Annotated in this window: 15 protein-coding genes and 1 tRNA gene; 3 read left to right on the forward strand and 13 right to left on the reverse strand. The window is 41.2% G+C overall.

Features of this window, described 5'->3' with window-relative positions:
- Nucleotides 1-9: 9 nt before the first annotated feature.
- The 7 genes from H589_RS0118040 to H589_RS0118070 form a co-directional block, all read right to left on the reverse strand.
- Nucleotides 10-531, reverse strand: coding sequence for a DUF2269 family protein (locus tag H589_RS0118040; protein ID WP_027723324.1), 522 nt, complete (start codon nucleotides 529-531; stop codon nucleotides 10-12).
- A complete protein-coding gene (locus H589_RS20105) occupies nucleotides 531-4661 on the reverse strand; it encodes a hybrid sensor histidine kinase/response regulator (protein WP_051249818.1) in 4131 nt (1376 codons plus the stop codon). Before H589_RS20105 ends, H589_RS0118040 begins: the two co-directional genes overlap by 1 nt.
- A gap of 140 nt (nucleotides 4662-4801) precedes the next feature.
- The gene (gene rocD / locus H589_RS0118050) at nucleotides 4802-6001 is read right to left on the reverse strand and encodes an ornithine--oxo-acid transaminase (RefSeq protein WP_027723325.1); all 1200 of its coding nucleotides are present in this window, start codon (nucleotides 5999-6001) and stop codon (nucleotides 4802-4804) included.
- 197 nt (nucleotides 6002-6198) lie between these two features.
- On the reverse strand, nucleotides 6199-6798 hold the full coding sequence (locus H589_RS0118055; RefSeq protein ID WP_027723326.1) for an LOG family protein: 600 nt from the start codon (nucleotides 6796-6798) through the stop codon (nucleotides 6199-6201).
- A gap of 1 nt (nucleotide 6799) precedes the next feature.
- Nucleotides 6800-7675 (reverse strand): hypothetical protein, encoded by an 876-nt coding sequence (locus tag H589_RS0118060; protein WP_027723327.1) that lies wholly within the window; start codon nucleotides 7673-7675, stop codon nucleotides 6800-6802.
- On the reverse strand, nucleotides 7672-9867 hold the full coding sequence (locus H589_RS0118065; protein WP_027723328.1) for a SpoIIE family protein phosphatase: 2196 nt from the start codon (nucleotides 9865-9867) through the stop codon (nucleotides 7672-7674). Before H589_RS0118065 ends, H589_RS0118060 begins: the two co-directional genes overlap by 4 nt.
- A 73-nt stretch (nucleotides 9868-9940) precedes the next feature.
- Nucleotides 9941-10624, reverse strand: a complete 684-nt coding sequence (locus tag H589_RS0118070) for a DUF554 domain-containing protein (RefSeq protein WP_027723329.1) — start codon at nucleotides 10622-10624, stop codon at nucleotides 9941-9943.
- Nucleotides 10625-10832: 208 nt separating this feature from the next.
- On the opposite strand from H589_RS0118070, the gene H589_RS0118075 reads away from it, so the two are divergent.
- Nucleotides 10833-10919: transfer RNA gene (locus tag H589_RS0118075), tRNA-Leu, on the forward strand.
- A gap of 245 nt (nucleotides 10920-11164) precedes the next feature.
- Nucleotides 11165-11626 carry a hypothetical protein gene (locus tag H589_RS0118080; protein ID WP_027723330.1) on the forward strand — a complete coding sequence of 154 codons (462 nt, stop codon included), beginning with the start codon at nucleotides 11165-11167 and terminating at the stop codon, nucleotides 11624-11626.
- Between the two features lie 42 nt (nucleotides 11627-11668).
- Here H589_RS0118080 and H589_RS0118085 read toward each other — a convergent pair whose 3' ends face one another.
- The 6 genes from H589_RS0118085 to nikA form a co-directional block, all read right to left on the reverse strand.
- Nucleotides 11669-12982 (reverse strand): MATE family efflux transporter, encoded by a 1314-nt coding sequence (locus tag H589_RS0118085; protein WP_027723331.1) that lies wholly within the window; start codon nucleotides 12980-12982, stop codon nucleotides 11669-11671.
- The gene (locus H589_RS0118090; RefSeq protein ID WP_027723332.1) at nucleotides 12972-13751 is read right to left on the reverse strand and encodes an ABC transporter ATP-binding protein; all 780 of its coding nucleotides are present in this window, start codon (nucleotides 13749-13751) and stop codon (nucleotides 12972-12974) included. The genes H589_RS0118085 and H589_RS0118090 overlap by 11 nt, the downstream gene beginning before the upstream one ends.
- Before the next feature lie 4 nt (nucleotides 13752-13755).
- Nucleotides 13756-14559 carry an ABC transporter ATP-binding protein gene (locus tag H589_RS0118095; protein ID WP_027723333.1) on the reverse strand — a complete coding sequence of 268 codons (804 nt, stop codon included), beginning with the start codon at nucleotides 14557-14559 and terminating at the stop codon, nucleotides 13756-13758.
- A 2-nt stretch (nucleotides 14560-14561) separates the two neighbouring features.
- A complete protein-coding gene (gene opp1C / locus H589_RS0118100) occupies nucleotides 14562-15380 on the reverse strand; it encodes a nickel/cobalt ABC transporter permease (protein WP_027723334.1) in 819 nt (272 codons plus the stop codon).
- Nucleotides 15373-16317 (reverse strand): nickel/cobalt ABC transporter permease, encoded by a 945-nt coding sequence (opp1B, locus tag H589_RS0118105; RefSeq protein WP_027723335.1) that lies wholly within the window; start codon nucleotides 16315-16317, stop codon nucleotides 15373-15375. Before opp1B ends, opp1C begins: the two co-directional genes overlap by 8 nt.
- A gap of 93 nt (nucleotides 16318-16410) precedes the next feature.
- Nucleotides 16411-18000, reverse strand: coding sequence for a nickel ABC transporter substrate-binding protein (nikA, locus tag H589_RS0118110; RefSeq protein ID WP_035076703.1), 1590 nt, complete (start codon nucleotides 17998-18000; stop codon nucleotides 16411-16413).
- Between the two features lie 670 nt (nucleotides 18001-18670).
- Here nikA and H589_RS0118115 point away from each other — a divergent pair.
- Nucleotides 18671-19915 (forward strand): phosphatidylserine decarboxylase, encoded by a 1245-nt coding sequence (locus H589_RS0118115; protein ID WP_027723337.1) that lies wholly within the window; start codon nucleotides 18671-18673, stop codon nucleotides 19913-19915.
- Nucleotides 19916-20245: the final 330 nt, after the last annotated feature.

Consider the following 20245-nt stretch of genomic DNA (forward strand, 5'->3'; position numbering starts at 1 on the left):
GTCGATTTTTTAGGACATATTTGATTTTCTTTGAAATGAGCTGTTTTTTCCCCAAGGTTTGAAAACTGAAATTAACACTAACAGAAGCAGGCAGCCGAATACTATAAAGGCGGTAACTTCGTTGAGCATTTGGCTGCGAAGGTATTCAGGGGTAAGCTGGGCCATAAGTTGTGTTTTTCCAGATAGTTCACTCATGTGATCAAGCCAAGGCATGTAAAATAAGAAGCCGAATATGATGAAACCGACGTTGATAATCCATTTGGTTATTATCCAGTTATATTTAAAAAATCCCCAAGAGTTTTTCCACGCAAAGATAGTTCCAGTAATGAGACAGCCGAATGCACCAGTCGTGACGACGTATTGGTCAATCGCTTTTATGCAGAGGTCTCGACCGTAAAGGGCTTCTCCTGAAAAGGGAGTAATCGTGCTGTGCAGCAATACCATTGAAAGGGCTCCTCCCCCCCATAGGCATGCGCTCAGCATGTGGATTGCTCTATTCCATTTTGTTTGGCTTACGCTAAGTTTTGTCATCACTTTATCCTATTATGCAAGGCAAGAATTGTTCGTAGGAGAGCTGCCTGTTTGATTGGTTTGGGAAGAAAATCATCAGCCCCGGCTTCGAGGCATTTTTCTCTAAACTCTGATGATGCATGGGCCGTAAGGGCTATAATCCCAGTTCTTTTATCGTGTGTTTCCATTTCTTTCTTCCTGAACTGACTGAGAAATTCATAGCCATCCATCACAGGCATTTCCATGTCTATGAGGATGATGTCATATTTCTCATAAAGAGCCAGCTCTAACCCTTCTTTACCATTTGTTGCCATAATAAGGGTTGCTTCTGTCTTTTTAAAGAAGTGTCTTACTAATTCACGGTTTGATATGTTGTCCTCTACAAGAAGAACTCTTATATCAGGTAGTTGTGCTAAATCATTCCTAGATGAATCCTGTATAGTTGCTGGAGAAATTGCCAGCATTTTCATTATAGTCCGCAGAAGCGTGCGCTTCGGCGGCGGCATCGTTATACCTTGTGCGTTGATCATTCCCTGTAATAGATTACGGTCAAAACTGACACCCTGCTGCATTAAAAGTACAGGAGGAAGTTTAACTCCAGATTGTTGTATATTCTCTAGTAGGTTAAGATTTTTATTTTTTTGAAAAGTCATGTCATAAGCTAAAATGTTATGCTTGTAATCTGATTGTGCTGATAAAAGTACACGAAGTGACTCTGCGTTGAAGCAAGGGGTAGTTGTAGCCCCGAATGAGTTTAGAGTTTCGCAGATAGCGTTAAGAGCATTAGGGTTGCGGACCGCAACAATTATTTCCGTATTATCCAGACTTGGTTGCTTACTGGAGGATGATTCAAGATCGCGGGGTAGAGGAAGAGTAACTTTAAAACAGCTTCCAACACCTGGAGTACTTTCAGCTTTAATATTTCCGCCCATAAGTTCTGACAATTTTTTGCTGATAGAAAGTCCCAGACCTGAACCTCCGAACCTTCTGGTGGTAGAGCTGTCTGCCTGTGAGAAAGGAGCAAAAATTGATTCAAGCTTCTCTGGATCTATGCCTACTCCTGTGTCGGCAATAGTGAAGATAATATCATCAGACTTATTTGGATTTGAACTCCGGGCAACAGTCATGCTGACTTCTCCATGAGAAGTAAACTTAACTGCATTTGAAACTATATTGAGTAAGACTTGACGCAACCTTGTCGGGTCTCCGATAACAAATTCTGGTACATCCGGTTTGAATCTGCAAACCAGTTCTATTCCACGCATAATTGCAGCTGTGGCTTGCAGCGAAAGTATGGATTCAATTTCCTGCAGCAGGTCAATATGGATGCTTTCAAGCTTAACATGGTTTGCTTCTATTTTTGAAAAATCCAATATATCATTAATAATGGATAGAAGTATTTCACTGGAAGATTCAAATATATTTACATACTCTGCTTGTTCATCAGATATTTCCGTGCCTTTGAGCAGATCAGCAACTCCTATAATTGAATTTAGCGGAGTACGTATTTCATGGCTCATACTGGCGAGAAATGCACTTTTAGCCTGATTGGCTTCCTCAGCTTTTATTATAGCATCCTCAAGTTGTTGCTCTGTTTTCATATGCTCTTCTATTTCATGACTTAGATCTGCTGTCTTTTTATCAACCTGGCGGGCAAGACTCTCTCGTTGCCTTTGTACTGCTAGGATTCGTAACTGCATAAAAAGTAGTGATGAGAAAAGAATAATAAATATTACTAAAGACTTAAACCACCATGTATTCCAGAATGGAGGGATAATCTTTACCTTGATACTGGTACCTATTTTGTTCCATACTCCGTCACTGTTGGAAGCAATTACTTTGAATGTGTATGTGCCATGGTCAAAGTTGGTGAAGGTTGCAGAAGCATCTGATATTGCGTCTATCCAGCGATCATTAAAACCTTCTAGTTTATATTTGTATTTGTTCAGTTTTGGATTTTGATAATCAAGAGCTGCAAAGGAAAATGTGAACATTGCATCTTTCCACGACAGGGTGATTTCCTTAGTTTCAGAAATGTTCGTGCCGAGGTTTACCGGAGTGTTCATTATAGTAAGATTGGTGATTACAACTGGCGGCGGAACATGATTAATTTTTATATCACGAGGGTCAAACATGTTCATTCCCTTAAGTCCTCCGAAATACATTTTCCCGCTTTGACCTTTATTATAAGAGTTTATCCAGTATTCTATCCCTTGTAGTCCGTCAGAAAGACCGAAATTCCATATTTTTCCTGTGGTCGGTTCAAGGGTTGAAATTCCCTTAAAGGTTGAAACCCATATTTTACCGCTATTATCTATGCAAAGACCTTGAATTCCATCATTTGCCAGCCTGTTTTCTTTTGTGAAGCGTGTAAAAGTTTCGGTTACCGGATCAAATCTGTTCAGACCCTGATCAGTGCCTATCCATAAAGAACCATCAGCAGCCTCTGCAATAGGTGTTACTCTATTGTTGGAAATTGTATTTGGGTTTTCTGGGTCATGCTTGTAGTGTTTGAATGTTCCGTTTGTCCGGTCCATCAGATTCAGCCCTGCATTGGTGCAGACCCAGAAATTATGGTGGCTGTCCTCAAAAATATTGCGCACCCTGTTATGTCCAAGACTGGTTGGATCTTTGTCAGAGTGGCTGAAAAGTTTAATTTTACCGGTCTTCGGATCTAGCCTATTCAACCCTTTTTTACTGGTACCTATCCATATATAGCCTTTACTGCCTTGGTAAATCCACCAGACATTATTCTGGCTCAGAGTTTCAGGATCTTTTTTATTTCTACGATAGCGAGAAACAATTCCTTTATTTTTATCAATTACAAATACACCATTTTTACGTGTACCCACCCAGAAAAGTCCATTGGAATCTTCAAAGATACAGTTGATTCTATTGCCAGAAAGATTCCATGGTTTCTTTGAATTTTTGCTATAGTTTCTGAAAATATTGGTATGTGGATTATAAATACTGAGTCCGTTTTTGTATGTCCCAATCCATACCTCCCCCTGGCTGTCTTCAAGAACTGCACTTACTTCCATTCCCGGCAGAGTGTTTTTTTTCCAAGGATGACGAGATTTGATGCCAAAGGCCTGCATTTTTGGGGTCAGTAAGCTCAGCCCGTCACCATATGTACCTATCCATAAAACTCCGGAGCGGTCTTCTAAAATTTTTATGATCTTATTGTCACCGATACTTTGGGGATCCATCTGGTTCTTGGTGAAGAAGGTAAAATGCATTTTTTCGGGAGAAAGCGATGCTGTTTCTGCAGATCTTTTTGCCAGTCCTTCAAGAGTACCCAGCCAGAGAGTCCCTTTGTTGTCTTCGTAGATATCATTAATTTCTAATGATCTGAATAATGTTTCAAAGTTGTCAGACGTCGGGTTGTATATTGATATTCCTTTTTTTGTTCCTATCCATAATTCATTTTTTTTGTTTTGATAAAAACAAAGTATTGTATCATCACAAATACTGGATGGATTTGCTGGATCGTTCCGGTATTTTTTAAATTTTTTTCCATCATCGAGCAGTAGATTTAAACCTACAGCTGTTCCAACCCATATATGGCCTTGCATATCTTCATGGATGCTGCGTATTTCATTATGACTGATACTAGCCGTTGAATTTGAAGCTTGAAATTTCTTGAATTTTCCAGATGACCGGTCAAAAAGGTTTAGGCCATGGTGTGTTCCTATCCACATCCGTCCTTTTGAGTCTTCATAAATACACCGGATATTTTTTCCTGAAATTGAGTCAGGGTTATCTTTTTCAGGCAGATAACTTTTAAATGTGTCTGTTTTTCGATCATAAAAATTAAGTCCATTTCCAGTTCCTACCCAGAGTTGGCCTTTTGAATCTTCATATAGAGCACGAATATTACCGTCAGAAATACTTCCCGGTTTTTTAGATGGTTTATAAATTTTTATATTCTGTCCATCATAGCGGTTAAGACCATCATAGGTGCCGAACCACATGAACCCTTTTGAATCTTGAATCATGCATAGTAATGATGACTGTGACAGTCTTTCATTTAAAGGAAATTTTTGAAATCTAAGATCTTGCTGGAAAGCAAAAGCTGTATACGGAATTGATATAAAAATAAGGAAGAAAGAAAATGCTATAATGAAGAGTGGATTTATCCTGCAATGCATAATTTATCCGTTGCTGAAAGGGTATGTGTGACTCAGTTTCTAGAAAACCGTTGAGCCTATTAAATTATAGTGTGTATTTAAGTATTTTAAAATACAATAGCCTAACTATACATGATAATTAGACTACTATACTAGTATTATTAGCCTGATAACGCTTCCGAGATTCGTTCAAGGGCCCATTCGACCTGTTCTGCCGTTATGACTAAAGGTGGAGCAAATCGAATAATGTTATCATGCGTTTCTTTGCATAGCAGCCCATTTTCTTTTAATTCTTCACAGTATTTTCTAGCTCCGCCAGCATTTAATTTGAATTCAACGGCGAGGAGCAGTCCTCGGCCACGAACCTCTTTTATCTTGTTGTTTTTTATCTTTTTAAGGCCTGAAAGAAATTTTTTACCTATAATTGCGGCATTCTCAATAAGATTTTCTTCTGTGAGTATTTTAAGAGCTTCTCTTGATACTGCGCAGGCCAGAGGATTGCCACCAAACGTTGAGCCGTGTTCGCCCGGTTTTAGCACTCCTAGAACTTCGGTATTTGAAAGAACTGCTGAGACTGGATAGAACCCTCCTGAAAGAGCTTTGCCAATCAGAGTAATGTCCGCTTCGATATCCTCATGTTCTTCTGCCAGAAGTTTACCTGTCCGGCCTAGTCCTGTCTGGATTTCATCTAGGATCAGATTAACATTATTGATGGTGCATAGCTCCCGCACTTTCTTAAAGTAACCGTGCGGAGGAATGATTACTCCTGCTTCGCCTTGAATCGGTTCGACGAGAAATGCTACTGTTTCTGGAGCAATAGCGTTTTCTAATGCTTTACTGTCCCCAAAGGGAATAACTTTAAATCCTGGTGTGAATGGGCCAAATCCCCTGCGCGAAATTGGGTCAGTTGAGAATCCGACAATGGTTATTGTGCGGCCATGAAAGTTATCGGCACAAACAATTATTTCTGCGCGGTCTTCTGGAACTCCTTTAACCATATAACCCCATTTGCGGACGGCTTTAATCGCTGTTTCAACTGCTTCAGCCCCACTGTTCATGGGTAGAACTTTATGTGAATTAGTAAGCGCACACAGTTCCTCATAGAACATGCCCAGTTGATCATTCCTGAACGCTCTGGAAGTAAGAGTCAGTTTTTTCATTTGGTTTTGCATTGCCGCTTTAATCCGAGGATGGCAGTGTCCCTGATTCACCGCTGAATATGCAGACAGGCAGTCCATATATTTATTGCCATCAACGTCCCATACCCAAACGCCTTCTCCTCTTTCTAAAACAACATCAAGGGGTTTATAGTTTCGGGCACCGAACTTGTCTTCAAGTTTAATATAGTCTGTTTGCAGCATGTTATCCCCTCCGTCTTGTCTGGGATTATGGTAATAATTACTATAGGTGTGTTAATTTTACCAGTTAAGTTTGTATTTGTGATGAGAATTTAGTTTGGCTCTTTAATAAGACGGAGCATGACTTTTTCAGCTTAGCAAAGAAAAGCCCCCTTTTCAGATTTCTGAAAAGGGGGCTTTTCTTTGCTATCAGTTCGTTTTTACTGCCGTTTATCTGTCTGAACGGATATTTTTTCAACCCATTTACTTACTGTGGGAGCTTCGTAATTTGAATATGCTTCAATTAATTCGGATGGGCTGCTTGCAGTGATCAGCATTTCTTTATGTATTTCACCAAGGAATCCTTCTTGTACAACTCCGCCAAGAAATTCTATGAGCTTGTCATAGTAGCCGTCAATATTTAGGAGGCCACATGGCTTGTTGTGGAATCCAAGCTGCGCCCAGGTAAAGATTTCAAAAATTTCATCCATTGTTCCAATGCCGCCGGGAAGGGCAACAAATCCATCAGATAATTCGGCCATCAAAGCTTTGCGCTCGTGCATGGATTCAGCAATATGTAATTTGGTAAGTCCGTAGTGGGCTACTTCTTTTTTTACCAGACTTTCCGGGATGACTCCAACAACTTCACCTCCGGCTTCAAGTGCACTTTCTGCCAGAATGCCCATAAGTCCCATGTTTGAGCCACCGTATATTATTCTGATATTTCTTTTTGCTAATTCTCGACCCATATTTCTGGCTGTCTGGGCATATTTGGGGTCATTTCCAGGGTTTGCACCGAGGAAAACACATATACTTTTCATTTTATTCTCCTGACTTATTAAGAACAGAGTGTTTAGGTGTTGTGTAGAATGAATTATAGGCAAAGGTAAGCAAGACTGCAAAACCTGCTGATGAAACTCCTAATATCGTATTATAGAATGGAGGAGCGGCTAAAGCCAACCGGATAAGCATCGTCACAAGTGCAAATCCTGAATTTCTGAAAACAGCATGAAATGAAGGTAGAAAACGCTGTGAGATAAGTACAAGAAGTATATCACTGAATATAAGAACTGTATAAAATGTACTAAAGAAATCGAAGGCATGCTCGCCTTTCAAAACAAAACTGAAGTCATAAATTCCAAGACCAGCAAATAATACTAGAAGCATTAAAGCTACTAGTTTTTTCGATGCCACATAGCTGAATTTGAATACAGGTTTCATAGCCGGTAAGGGCTTTTGTATTCGGTAATAAATTCCAAGCAGTACGAATACAATAAAGGCTCCCATTCCATCTGAAAGAATCTGATAGATAGGAGTCATATTACCTGTGAAGTTGATTGGCTCAGGGAAGTTGACCAGCTCTTTGAAAGAGTTACGCATGAGAATCAGGCACAGGATTTCAAACTGTTTACCTACTGATTTTGCGAAAGAACAGGGGAGTACAAAAATCAGACCGATAACCTCAAGTACCAGAACCAGCGTGAATGCTATGCCTACTGCTGCGTAATGGCTGTGAGGTGTTTTCGCTGCAATAAATGCAGGCAGAAGGTTATGTCTGCCAAGTTCAATACCGGCAAGAGCGAGAATAAAGCAGACAATAAGTATACCTGCAACTCTACGCTGGGTTTTTTCACTTTCCCAGAAGGCATGCAGGGGGTCAAAGGCGTATGTCGCTAATTCGTAGATTGAATATTTCATATAAATTTTATTACGATGGCCGTACAGTCATCTTCAAGGGGGAGTCCCCTACGGTGGTTTTGGACTTCTAAAAGTAGCAGGTCTACTATTTCCTGCGCAGGCTTATGACAGTTCTCACATATAATTTGACGCAGGTAGTCTTTGCCAAATTGTATTCCCGCCGGACTGTGAGCTTCCCATATTCCATCTGTATACAGTACTAATATCTGCCCTGTTTGTATTTGAGTTATATGTTCTTCATATACATAGTCTTCATCGACACCAAGGGCCATTCCTGTGCCTTTAAGTTCTGTGAATGAATCTGTTTGCGGTGTATATATCAAGGCCGGATCATGTCCTGCCCGTATCCAGTGGAGTTTTTTCGTGTTGAGGTCACAGGTAGCAGTGAACATAGTCATAAAATGACCGGTTTGCATGCAGTCTTTAGTTACAAGTCTGTTAATATTCTTAACACTCCAAACCAACGAATTTCCTTGTCCTGTATATGCTCTGGTGTAGGCCCGAGCGCTGGTCATGAGCAGTGCGGCAGTTATGCCGTGACCGGAAACATCACCTATGGCTGTTGCAAATACACTTGGCCCACATGTTTTGCATCCGATGAAATCGTAATAATCGCCGCCTGTTTTTTCAGAAAAGGTACAGCGGGCACCAATGTCAACACCATCGATTTTAGGAGTTGCCTGCGGGAAAAGACTTTTTTGTGCCTCATCTGCAAGGATGAGGGCCTGCTTCGTTGCCGAGTGTTCCCGTAATTGTGGAACCATTATGTTGAAATTTTCTGCGAGTTCCCCAAGTTCATCACTGGAGTGAAAATCAGCGCGAACACTCCAGTCGCCTTTTCCTATTTTAATAACTGCTTCAGATAACATTCTAATTGGTCTGGAAAGGCTTTGAGAAACAAAATAGGCTACAACAGAAACGCAAAGAATGACGACAATGGCAATTAGAGACGTTCCTTCATATTGATTGGCAATGCTCTCTCGCACATACTGTTCAGCTTCATCTGCTTCGGCTGTAAAGTCCGTTGTCGGGGTGATGAGCAGCAAGGCAATAGTATTGTTAATCGGGCTGAAAGTCCATAAAGAGGGTACTCCCTTGTAATTCATTTGAATAACGCCATTATGTCCATCGTTAATATCCTGCACCAGTGTTCTAAATTCCGGATTATTTTCTTTCAGCCATTCTTGGTCCGGTGGACTCTGCCAGAAATGTCTTTGAGCTTGAACAGAATCCATGTTCTTATATCTATCTCCAGCCTTACCTATAATCAGGAGTTTGCTGTCAGAGAAACTTTCCGGGTTTTCACTGGCTACAACCATAAGTGTAGTTCCCGGTTGCAGGGCATGTATTAGTGATCCATGAATGGGCATGCTGACCGCGATGACGAGTGAGGTTGTTCCGATGAACTCTCCGTTATCGTTAAACAGCGGGGCAGTGAGTCTATGGCATAGTGAGCGGGTTGCGGCATCCGGCACTGGAAGGTTCCACAACGTTTTCTTTTGTTTTTTTACCTTTTTGTACCATGCATTTTTACGGGGATCATATTTACCGGGAAAAGAATCGTGGCCGGGATATGTTGCCACAAGACCGTTTTCAAGTGTTATCTCTTGCCATAATACTAATTTTTCAAGTGTGGCACTACAGTTTTTAAAACTGGTTAACATGGGGGACAGTTTTTTTATGTAGGGCTCGGCTTGTTTAAGAGTTAGCCCGTCCGTTAACCAGAATGATATTCGCTCTTTCGTAATGGGTAAATCAATAAGAGCTCCACGTTTAATTTCGGTCATGTCGTGTGTCTTTTTACGGTTGGCACCTTTACCCATCAGAGCTCTTTTTTTGTAATCCGGGGCCGAAGTAAATTCCGGGTTGTTGATGGTAGAGTGAGGAGAAGTTACATAATAATCTGGAATTGAAGGTTCCAGTTCACTGCTTGAGAGGCGTATTTCAGCCTCAGCTTGAATGCTTTTGAGGGATGTATGATATAAGCGGGATTCTAAATTAATGATTGCAGCTCTACCCTTTGCCATAGAAGAAAGAGATTCTGTTGCCCGTTCCAGAAGTGTAAGTCTGGTCTGTATCTGTAGATCTGAGCCAAGCTCAGTCAGCGACCTGAGACCATAGAGTCTTGTCACAACCAAAGGCATCAATGAAAAGATGAGCAGAATGATAAGTATTTTCCAACGGATTTTCATGGATACATTTAAACCTATCCGTCCAGATTATTCAATCAGGAAAATGTAAAATACATTTAACAGTGTTAAAGCGTTAACCTATCAGAACTGTGAGAAGTACGACAACCACAAGTGAAGGTAACAGGTTTGAAAGATTTATACGTTTTATTTCCAGTAAAGTCAGGCTGATACCAAGTATGAGCAGACCGCCTGTTGCGGTAAGTTGGTCAATTATCAGTGGAGAGAACCACTCGTGAAATGAGCTTGCAAAAAGAGTTAGCGATCCTTGATAGAGCATGACTGGAATAAATGAGAACAGTACTCCAATCCCGTAAGAAGAAGCCAGGGCTATGGATGCAAATCCGTCTAAAAGTGATTTAGTGTAAAGGATTGTAGTATTGCCATTAATACCTTCTTCAAAAGATCCGATAATGGCCATTGCCCCTATGCAGAATATTAATGAAGCCGTTATCATACCATCAATAAATCCAGTATCCTTGGAACCAACCATCTGTTTTAATTTGCTGGCTCCGCGTTCAAAAAGAGTATCGAGCTGTAGAAGCTCTCCAATGATTCCTCCAATGAGCAAACTAAACATAAGTATCAGAATATCTTGTACTTTCAAGGCCATCTGAAGCCCAATAAGGATTGTGCCGAGTCCAAGTGCTTGAAATACTATTTGTCTGATGCGTTCTGGGAAACGGCTGTGTAGTATGACGCCAAGTAAAGATCCGCCAATAATGGCAGCTCCATTAACAAGGGAACCGGTAGGTATCATGTGAATCTCGCTTAGAAGAGTTGTGGATAGGCATCATGGTTATCATTGACTTTTAGTGTTTACAATAGTTGAAGTTCGTATAATTGATTTATTATTGTGATTTTAAAATAGAAATATTTTTATTGCAAAAAGCTGTATATTTTAAATTTTCCTTGTAAATAAACTTGACAGTATCTGGATCATTTAATATTAACAATCCCTCACATAGGCCGGGATGGCGGAATTGGTAGACGCAGCGGACTCAAAATCCGCCGGTAGCAATGCCTTGCGAGTTCGAGTCTCGCTCCCGGTACCAGATATTACAAGGGTTTTTCGCAAAAAGCGAAAGGCCCTTTTTTCATGTCCAAAACAGTTCTCCCCCCACTCTTCCCCATAAAATGAAAAAAGTGAAAGAATTTTGATTAAGTTCAAATTTTTTTCACTTAGCGTTCCCCATGTCTGTTTAACTACTCAGTTAATTTACTGACTTTTTAGATTTGTAAATATAATTTAGCTCGCTTAAGGATGGCTAAGCCTGATAAAGTTATGGAGAGATTGAGCATGAATAAAGAACATAATGATGAATCTACAGTAAGAGTCTGTACTAGCGGAAGCTGCATTCCAGAGAGAAAAGATTTATCTCAGCACCCTTTTGTTACTTCTGGCTTGAAGCTGAAGCTGGATGTGGTGGAAAAAGTTTTTAGCATCCTTCTTTTACTGACGGGAATATATTTGGGCTGCTTGATTTTCATCCTCTTGCCGTCAAATCCAAAGTTGGGTGCTTCATACAAAGCTTTTGTCATGACTCTTTTGGCAGGTTTGTTCGTATGGCTTGTAAGGTGTGCGGCTGCTTGGTGGGTTAAGGAGAGGGCTTTGATTGTTAAATATTTCCATTCGCAATTCATGTCGGAGAAAGAGCAAATAGCTACTCTTTTTAAAGAGGTTGAGCGTAAATCGAAGCATGGTTCCCTAAGTCTATTGGCTTTGGCATGTCCTTCAGTGTTTTTTGCAGCTATAGATTGAAAAGTGTCTTTCTTTGCGTTGTTAAAGAAAATGATTGTTTCTTTATTTAATTTTGGACTGTACCTGCCCCACATAAGGATAGAGAAAAGCACCTCGACCAATATAAAATATAATAAATGCCAGCCATAGACCGGTGTTGCCCCATAGCGGAACGCAAACTGCCAGTGTTCCTAAAAATCCTAATAGTGCCTTGAATGTTGAATTTCGTACCGGGCGAGTCGCTCCAGCTCCGGTAAATATGCCGTAAAGTGTCAGGCCGAAGCCTGCTGCTATGGGGAAAATGATTCCCCAGTAATATACGGTTTGATAATTGGTCAGGATTTCCGGGATATTTGTAAATATTCTTCCAAGATCTCTACCAAATATTCCTACTATGCTGGACATTATGAGCATTACCCCTATTGTCCATTGTCTGTTCCTAAGGAAAGTCAGTGACATTAGTTCCGCGTCTTGCTGACCGACTGATTTGCCGGAAAAAACACTTGATGTGTTGGCAATGCCATCAAATATATAGCTAATGATGAAAGTTACCTGCATCAGCACTGCATTTGTTGCCAGCTCTGTTGCGCCAAGAGATGCTCCTACTTTAGTCATGAGGTTGAACATTATGAGTAGGCATACTGTACGCAGCAGCAGGTCTATGTTTGAGGAAGCAATAATCCTTATATCATCACTTTTCATACGGAGTTGTGCCAGATAATCTGATAGCGAAATGGGAGCCGTTTGGTGCACGAAGTATAATCCCAAAGCAAGGGTAGAGAATTGGGCGATAAGACTTGCTACTGCAACCCCTGCAACTCCAAGTCTGAATCCAGTTACAAAAATAATATCCAAAATAATATTTAGAATATTACCACTTACCTGGGTGATAAGGGTTTCCCGTGTCTTAGCTTGCCCCATGAGCCAGCCGATGACTGTATAGTTAAGTAAAACAAAAGGTGCGCCCCATATCAGGATTGAAAAATAAATACCTGCCTGCTCAGCTACTTTCGGCTCCGGGGCCATGAGTGACCGGGCTGCATGCCAAATTGGGATTTGCAGCATTACGAAGAGCAGACCCATTCCTGCAGCGAGAATAAAGGGACGAGAAAGACTGGCAATGATATCTTCTTTCTTTTTAGTGCCCAAGGCCATTGCGCTCTGGCTGGTTGTGCTTACCCTGAGGAATCCGAACAGCCAGTAAAGAGTATTTAGAATCACTGTGCCGATTGCAACTCCACCAATATATATAGGTGAATCGAGATGTCCTACAACGGCAGTATCTACAGCCCCTAGCAGAGGCTGGGTGACTGTTGAAACAATGAACGGCAGGGCTATAGCGAAGTATTGGCGATGGGTGATGGATTTACTGTTCATTCTGTATTCTACGTGTGAATGGTTTTTCGAGAAAATGTGCAGCCTGAAGAAGATCTTTAGCATATTCATTTTTCGCGTAATTTAATTTTTTCATGTCATTGATATGTTCGGCAACGATTCCTTTGTTGAGAAATATGAGTTTGTCGCAGACGTATGTCGCCACAGTAATGTCATGGGTGATAAACATAAAGGCAATATTGTGTTTTTCTTTCAGGGTGCGCATAAGCATGAGGACTTGGGCTTGAACGGATACGTCAAGTGAGCTTACGGCTTCATCAAAGAGAATAAATGCAGGATTGGGCGCGATCGCTCTTGCAATGCACACGCGTTGTAACTGGCCTCCACTCAACTGGTGTGGGTAGCGTTCAGCTAGATCTGTACCAAGTCCTACTTCATTTAGAAGTTCTACAATACGTTTTTTTAGAGCTGTTTTTTTCATTGCGGAACGCAGGAGCGGTTCTGCAATGGCTTGCTTAATCAGCATTCTAGGATTTACGGATGTTGTATAATCTTGAAAGACAACACTTTTGGCTAGGGGGCTGGCGGTCACTTCTGGCGAGAAAGTTACTGTGCCGCTGTCAGCATCTTCCAGTCCCAGAATGATCCTGCCCAGAGTGCTTTTACCACTTCCTGACTCTCCTACAATACCAAGGCATTCTCCTTTTTCCATAGAGAAAGTTACGCCTTTGAGTATTTGCTGCCGTTGTTTGGAAAACAAGTCTTCGCCAACCGGAAAACTTTTGGTCACGTTTTGTACATTAAGGAGCATGTTTTTATCCCATAATCTGAGTGAAAGTTTGTACTATATGTTGACGGGTTTCAATTAGGTTTTTGGTATAGTCTTCCTGCGGGGTAAAGAACACCTCATCGGCTTTACCTTTTTCTACTACGCTGCCGTTATGCATTACGATGATATTGTCGGCCAGATGCGAGACAAGGCTCAGGTCGTGGCTGATAAAAATCAGTGCTGTATTGAAGTATTCACGTATAGATTTAAGTTCTCTGATCACATCCTGCTGACTCATATAATCAATTGCAGTCGTTGGTTCATCAGCAATGATCAGGTCCGGGCGCATGACCAAGGCTAAAGCGACCATGATTCGTTGGAGCATTCCTCCGCTTAGTTCATGAGGATACTTGTTGAATATGGTTTCCGGATCTTTGAGATTCACCTGTGAAAAAATCTTTGCCATGCAGTCAAGAGCATCGGCGGGCGATAACTTCTGATGGGAGGTTATTGTTTCAACAACATGGTAGCCTATCGTGAATAGCGGGTTAAAAGCAGTCATCGGGTTCTGCAAAATCATGCATATTTTTCGTCCACGAATTTTTCTACGTTCTTCCTTGTTCATGGTCAGCAGGTCATGGCCTTTGAATACAGCCCTACCTGTTATTTCAAAATGGTTATTTAAAAATCCGTTTATTGCCAAGCAGGTGAGACTTTTCCCGCTACCGGATTCACCCACAATGCCAAGGCATTGATTGTGGTCTAAAGAAAAGGATACATCCTGAGTCAGTGGAGTGGATTTTCCGTGTCCATAATGGGTTATGGACAGGTTTTCTACTTGTAGCAGCATAATTATTGGTGCTCCTTGGGATCGAAAATATCACGCAGGCTGTCACCCAGAAGGTTGAAAGCCGAGACCACAATCATGATTGCTAGGCCGGGTAAAATCATCTGTTCGGGGTTACTGAAAAGCACTTCTTTGGCTTCGTTAAGCATTGCTCCCCATTCTGCCGTGGGAGGTTGAACGCCGAGTCCAAGGAAGGATAGCGTAGATATATTGATGATGATCCAACCTACATCAAGTGTTGCCAGCAGAGTTATTTCACTCGCTACGTTGGGCATGAGGTGCCGAACCAGAATGTATCTTTTTGAAGTTCCGATGGTTTGCGAATATTGAATATAATTGCTGTGTGTATAAGAGATTACCGCGCAGCGTATCATCCTTACATACCACGCCAACTTGGCCACGATGTTAGCTAGGACGATATTGAAAAGTCCGGGGCCGAGAATTCCAACAATGCTTAAAACGAGAACTTCATAAGGAAATGAAAGCATAACATCACAACCACGCATGACGAGTTCGTCAAATTTTCCTCTGAAGTACCCTGAAGTAATACCTATAACAGCGCCTATTGCAGCAGTTATGAGCATGGTTAAAAAGGAATAGAAGAGGGAGGTTCTAACTCCAAAGATGATTCTTGAAGCTACATCTCGCCCTAACTGGTCTGTTCCGAGTGGATATTTCCATGAAGATGGAGCGAAGGTGTTAATGATATCAGTTTCATTGGGATCGTGGGGGGCAATCCAGGGAGCGAAGATACCCACAATAGTAAAGATCGCTATGATCACAATGCAAAATACAGCGGTTTTATTTTTAAGTATTTTATGCATGTTGCGCCCTCGTCTTCAATCTTGGGTCAACCATGCAGTGTAGTATGTCTATGCTGAAGTTCGTGAGTACGAAAAATACGCCCATGATAAAAATATATGCTTGTAGGGTAGGGTAGTCGCGGTTGAAAATACTAGCCACACAGAGTCTTCCTATTCCGGGAATGGCAAAAATATTTTCGATTACCACTGTTCCGGAGAGTATGCGGACTATCCCTATCCCCAGTGCGGTTATGGATGATTGAAGTGAGTTCTTAAGCACGTGCAGCCAGATAATCTTTTTTTCAGAAATACCGCGAGCCCGGGCGTAGAGAGTATAATTTTCTTTCATGTTTTCCAGCATACTGTTGCGTATCAAGCGTACATAGGTCGCAATATAGAGAGTGTTCAGAGAAAGTGCTGGAAGAATGTAATGTGCGAGGGAGCTGGTCCCGCTGCTTGGCAAAATTTTCCAAGTTAGTGAGAATAGCCAGATTAGGAGAAATGCCAACCAGTAATTAGGTACTGATGTTCCTGCGAAAATTATGAACCGCACACCTTTATCAAAGAGGCTGTCTTTCCATACTGCGCTGGCTACTCCCACCGGCAAACTGATGAGAATTAGGAGGACAAGCGCTACACTTGTCAGTTTAAGTGTATATGGAAAGCTACGGGCAAGTTCTCCGGCAACAGTACGATTCGTGTTGGTAAATGATGTTCCGAAATCCAAATGAGCACAGCGCTCCAACCAGATGGCGTAACGAACCAGAAACGGTTTATCCATACCGAGCTCAATCTTCATTTCCTGAATGGCTTCCGGTGTTGGAATCACATCATTGACCCGCAAAGCCACCTCAGCCGGATTGGCTGGAGTAAGATTGACTAATGAAAATGAAAGGAATGAAACCGCGAGCAGTGTTGCAAGGGCGATCAGGGTCCTGCGGATAATATAAACATGCATACAGTTTTGTCTGCCGGGTTTGGGTTTAGAAAATAAATTTACTAAGGGTGAATTCTTGTAGGACCTGCATCCATATAGAGCAGGCCCTTTGTTTTATTGTAGTTTCATGCGCTGGAGCGGAATTTCAAACTGGGATGGATTGAATCCTACATCCTTGACTTTATCACTGAAAATAGCGCGGTTGCGCTCGTAAGTAAGCGGCAGATAAACAGCCTCTTCGTGCAGTGTTTTCAAAATGTATGTGTAATGTTCCTGGCGTTTTTTTATGTCCACGGATTTCAGGGCATCAAGGATAGCCTGATCAATCTGAGCTTTTTCTTTAAGTCCCTGCTGCGCAGCGTAGTCTCCGTATACTGGTTTGCGCATAGCTCCGATGAATGATTGCGGATCGTATGGAGTTCCCCAAGATATGTTGAAGGAGATGTCGAAATCTCCGCCTTTGAGACGGTCGCGGTGAGCCTGTTCTTCTTCACCTACGATTTTCATCTTAACTCCAGATTTGCCCCACATGCTTTGCAGGTATTGAGCTATGGTGCGTTCAAGGACTTTGTCGCTGTCGTAAGTCAACGTTATTTTGAGCTCTTTTCCGTCTTTCTTACGGATGGAACCATCCATTTTCCAGCCTGCTTCATCTAGCAGAACAGCAGCTTTTTTAGGATCGTATTTGTAAGGTTCAAGATCAATATTTGCGCAGGGGATGTTTTTGGAAAACAGAGTGTATGCCGGAGTTTCCATTCCAAGCATAATTTTGTCACTGATGATTTGGCGATTGGTAAGATATTGGAGAGCTCTACGTACGCGAGCATCGCTAAGCTCGGGGCGAGTAGTGTTCAAGATCATCATGCGGGTGGACATGGGATCGGACATAACTGTTCCGAAACCTTTTTTATTTTCGAAACGTTTATAAGCTTTAGGGCTGATCAGATTGAGACCGTAAACGAGGTCGATATCACCGCTTTCAAGTGCTATCAGGCGAGCCTGATTGTCGGGGATAACTTTGGCGATAATCTTTTTGATAGCAGGTTTCTTACCCCAGTAGTTTTCATTGGCAACAAATTCAGAATATTCATCAACTGTGTTGTCTTTCAGTATATAACTGCCTGTTCCGTGCAGGCAGTTTACGCCGTTTTTGGATGTTTTTCCTTTAAAGCATTTGGGGGAAATCATGCGGAAAGGGCGTGTTACGCCAAGCTCTACAATAAAAGGGTAATAAGGCTCAGCAAATTCTATTTCCAGTGTGTATTCGCCTGTCGTGCGAACAGCTTCTTTACCTTTATTTTGTACTGCGAGCATGAGCCTAATGGACTCCAGCCAGCCATGACGGGTGCCATTCTCAAGCAGGGTGTCAAAGTTTTGTTTAGCTGTTTTTGCGTTGAATTTAGTTCCATCAGTGAAGGATACATCGTCGCGCAGTTTAAAAGTATATAGCTTGCCGTCAGGGCTAACTTTCCAGCTTTCTGCAAGCCACGGAGTTGGATTTCCGGTTTGATCCAGAAATACAAGCCCTTCAAAAAGAAGGTTTTGACCAAAAATTTCACCGCCATAGAGGTGAGGATTCAGATCTCGCAGGTCGCGGTAGTTGGCCATGACCAAGGTGTCCTTAGCGGTGGTGGCCTGTCCCAAAGCTGTAAGGCCAAAAACCATCGTAAGAACAAGCAAAACAATCAAAGATTTGTTACGCATCATTTCTCCATTAACGGGTTACTTAAGGTTGTTGAAAGTATGTTATCGAAAACGAAAACAACTCTCATTTTCAATTAATAAAACTACTCGTCAACATATTAACTCTATGGTCTCGAGTTTTTTGTATAAAAAATTGGAGAGGCAATGGTGCTTACCAATATGTTTGATTTATTTTTTAGTATAGTATGATCGCTCACTTGATATTGATGTTGAGAATGAATGTCAATATAAAAATATTTCACTAGTATTTGGTTGAGTAAAAATGATTTTTATATGTGTGATTTTCTTTTTTGAGATATTTTGGAGTTTTATAATACTAATTTATACGTATGTTCTGGAAAGAGTAGGGGAAGTAGGCCACTAAAAAAAATATGGAGTTCTTGAAGGCATTTGTTAAGAACTAGTAGAATAATTCGCTTATTATTATCTTGTGATTGATATGATATGTTTATTACATGCGGATTGGATGGTGCGTTGAGGGAGTTGGGGAGGTTGTCTAAGGCTAAGGCGCATCCGGGTGAATCAGAAGTGAGGAGCATTGACTGCTGATGAGATCAAGTAAAATCTATTTTGCTATGATTATATCTAGCGCTATGTTATTACGGATTCGTTTACAGTGTTTGTTACTTGATTCAGACTGAAGTTAACTTTTATCCTGAGGTCGTGGGTTATGAAAAACAGTTTCCGTATATTTGCATCTGTGTTCTTGTTTATAAGTTTCCTTTCTATTTCATCTATATCTACTGCGTCCGAAAAAATATCCATTCCAGAGGATTGTCCATGTAAAGGGGCTATTACAGATCTTATCGATGCTTATAATCATGATAAGGTCTTTAAGGTGCTTATTGATGAGGCATTTAAAAATATGCAGCCTGTTTCGGAAGAATACAGGAAAGGTGGTAATCCTTGGGTGGGGAGAACATTTGCCGACCTGATTCCGTTTTTTGTGGAGTGGAGTTCTTTTCTACCGGAAGCAAAGGGCAGTCATGATAACGGGCTTAAATATATAGAACAGATGGATCTGTTTGCATATAAAAATCCATTTGGTCGAGTCGCTTTCCAGACTTCACCGGGAATTGATATATTCAATCGTTTTGCACGTGAGCGCGGTGAATATCTATCAAGCAGAGCTTCGATAAAATATGTAGCCAAATGGCTCGCTGATCCCCGTATTGAAAAGGAAGAATACGACTTGCCAAATCCAAAAGCTGCTGATGGTGGATTTAAGTCTTACAATGACTTTTTTTCACGTAAGTTTAAAGATATCAACAAGGTCCGCCCGCAGACTATGCCGGGCCGAGATTATATTATTTCCGCGCCGACCGATGCTATTATGAATTCCATTCCTGCAAAAATTGTAGATCGAACCACCAAGATCAGGACTAAAGGTACTCAGGAACTGAATATTAAGGAGCTACTGAAAGGATCACGCTATTGGAGTCATTTTGTTGGTGGTACGGCTCTATCTTGTATTCTGATGCCTAATACCTACCACTACTATCATGCTCCGGTCGGCGGTAAAATTATTGAAACACGTCTAGTGGACGGAGCATTGCTGGGGATGGAAGATTTTCCAAAATTCGTTCCGGCTAATGGCAACGTAGGGGCTTACGGTGCAAGTTTTGGTGCGTTTGAAAGCTATCAGCGTGGTTATTTTATTATAGATACCGGAAAATACGGTCTTGTAGGAGTTGTTCCTGTGGGGCTAAGCACTGTTGGGTCCGTTATATTCAAAGACAAGTTTCTCAAAGCGAAAGATCCGGTAGCGGTCAAGCGTGGTGATGAATTGGGACACTTTCTTTATGGAGGGTCTATGGTTATTTTAATTTTTGAACCCGGAAAATACAGTTCCGATGCGATTAAGGTTCGTCTGGGGAATCAAATCGGTATATTTGATACCAATTCAACTAATTAATATTTAAGAAAAAAACAGAATATGTAAGACCGGAAACAAGATAGTTCCCGGTCTTTTTTAATGGTTATAATAATTGAACTTATCACCTAAATACCTGCCAACAACAATTCGTGAAAATAAGTTTTTAAAAAATAGTTAAATATAATATTTTTTGTTTCAATACAGAAATATTTGGAGTGGCGTGTAATCAGTACTTTCAGCAAACTGTCCAAACAATAGCTGTGCTGGTGAAGGCGTGATTCTTTACAAGAGAGATTATTTGATCTTATATGGATCAGCTGTTTGAATTTATTGATAATAAAGAATTGATTTAAAAGAGATGGTCATGGG

This window comes from Maridesulfovibrio zosterae DSM 11974 (genome assembly GCF_000425265.1).
GTDB lineage: Bacteria > Desulfobacterota > Desulfovibrionia > Desulfovibrionales > Desulfovibrionaceae > Maridesulfovibrio > Maridesulfovibrio zosterae.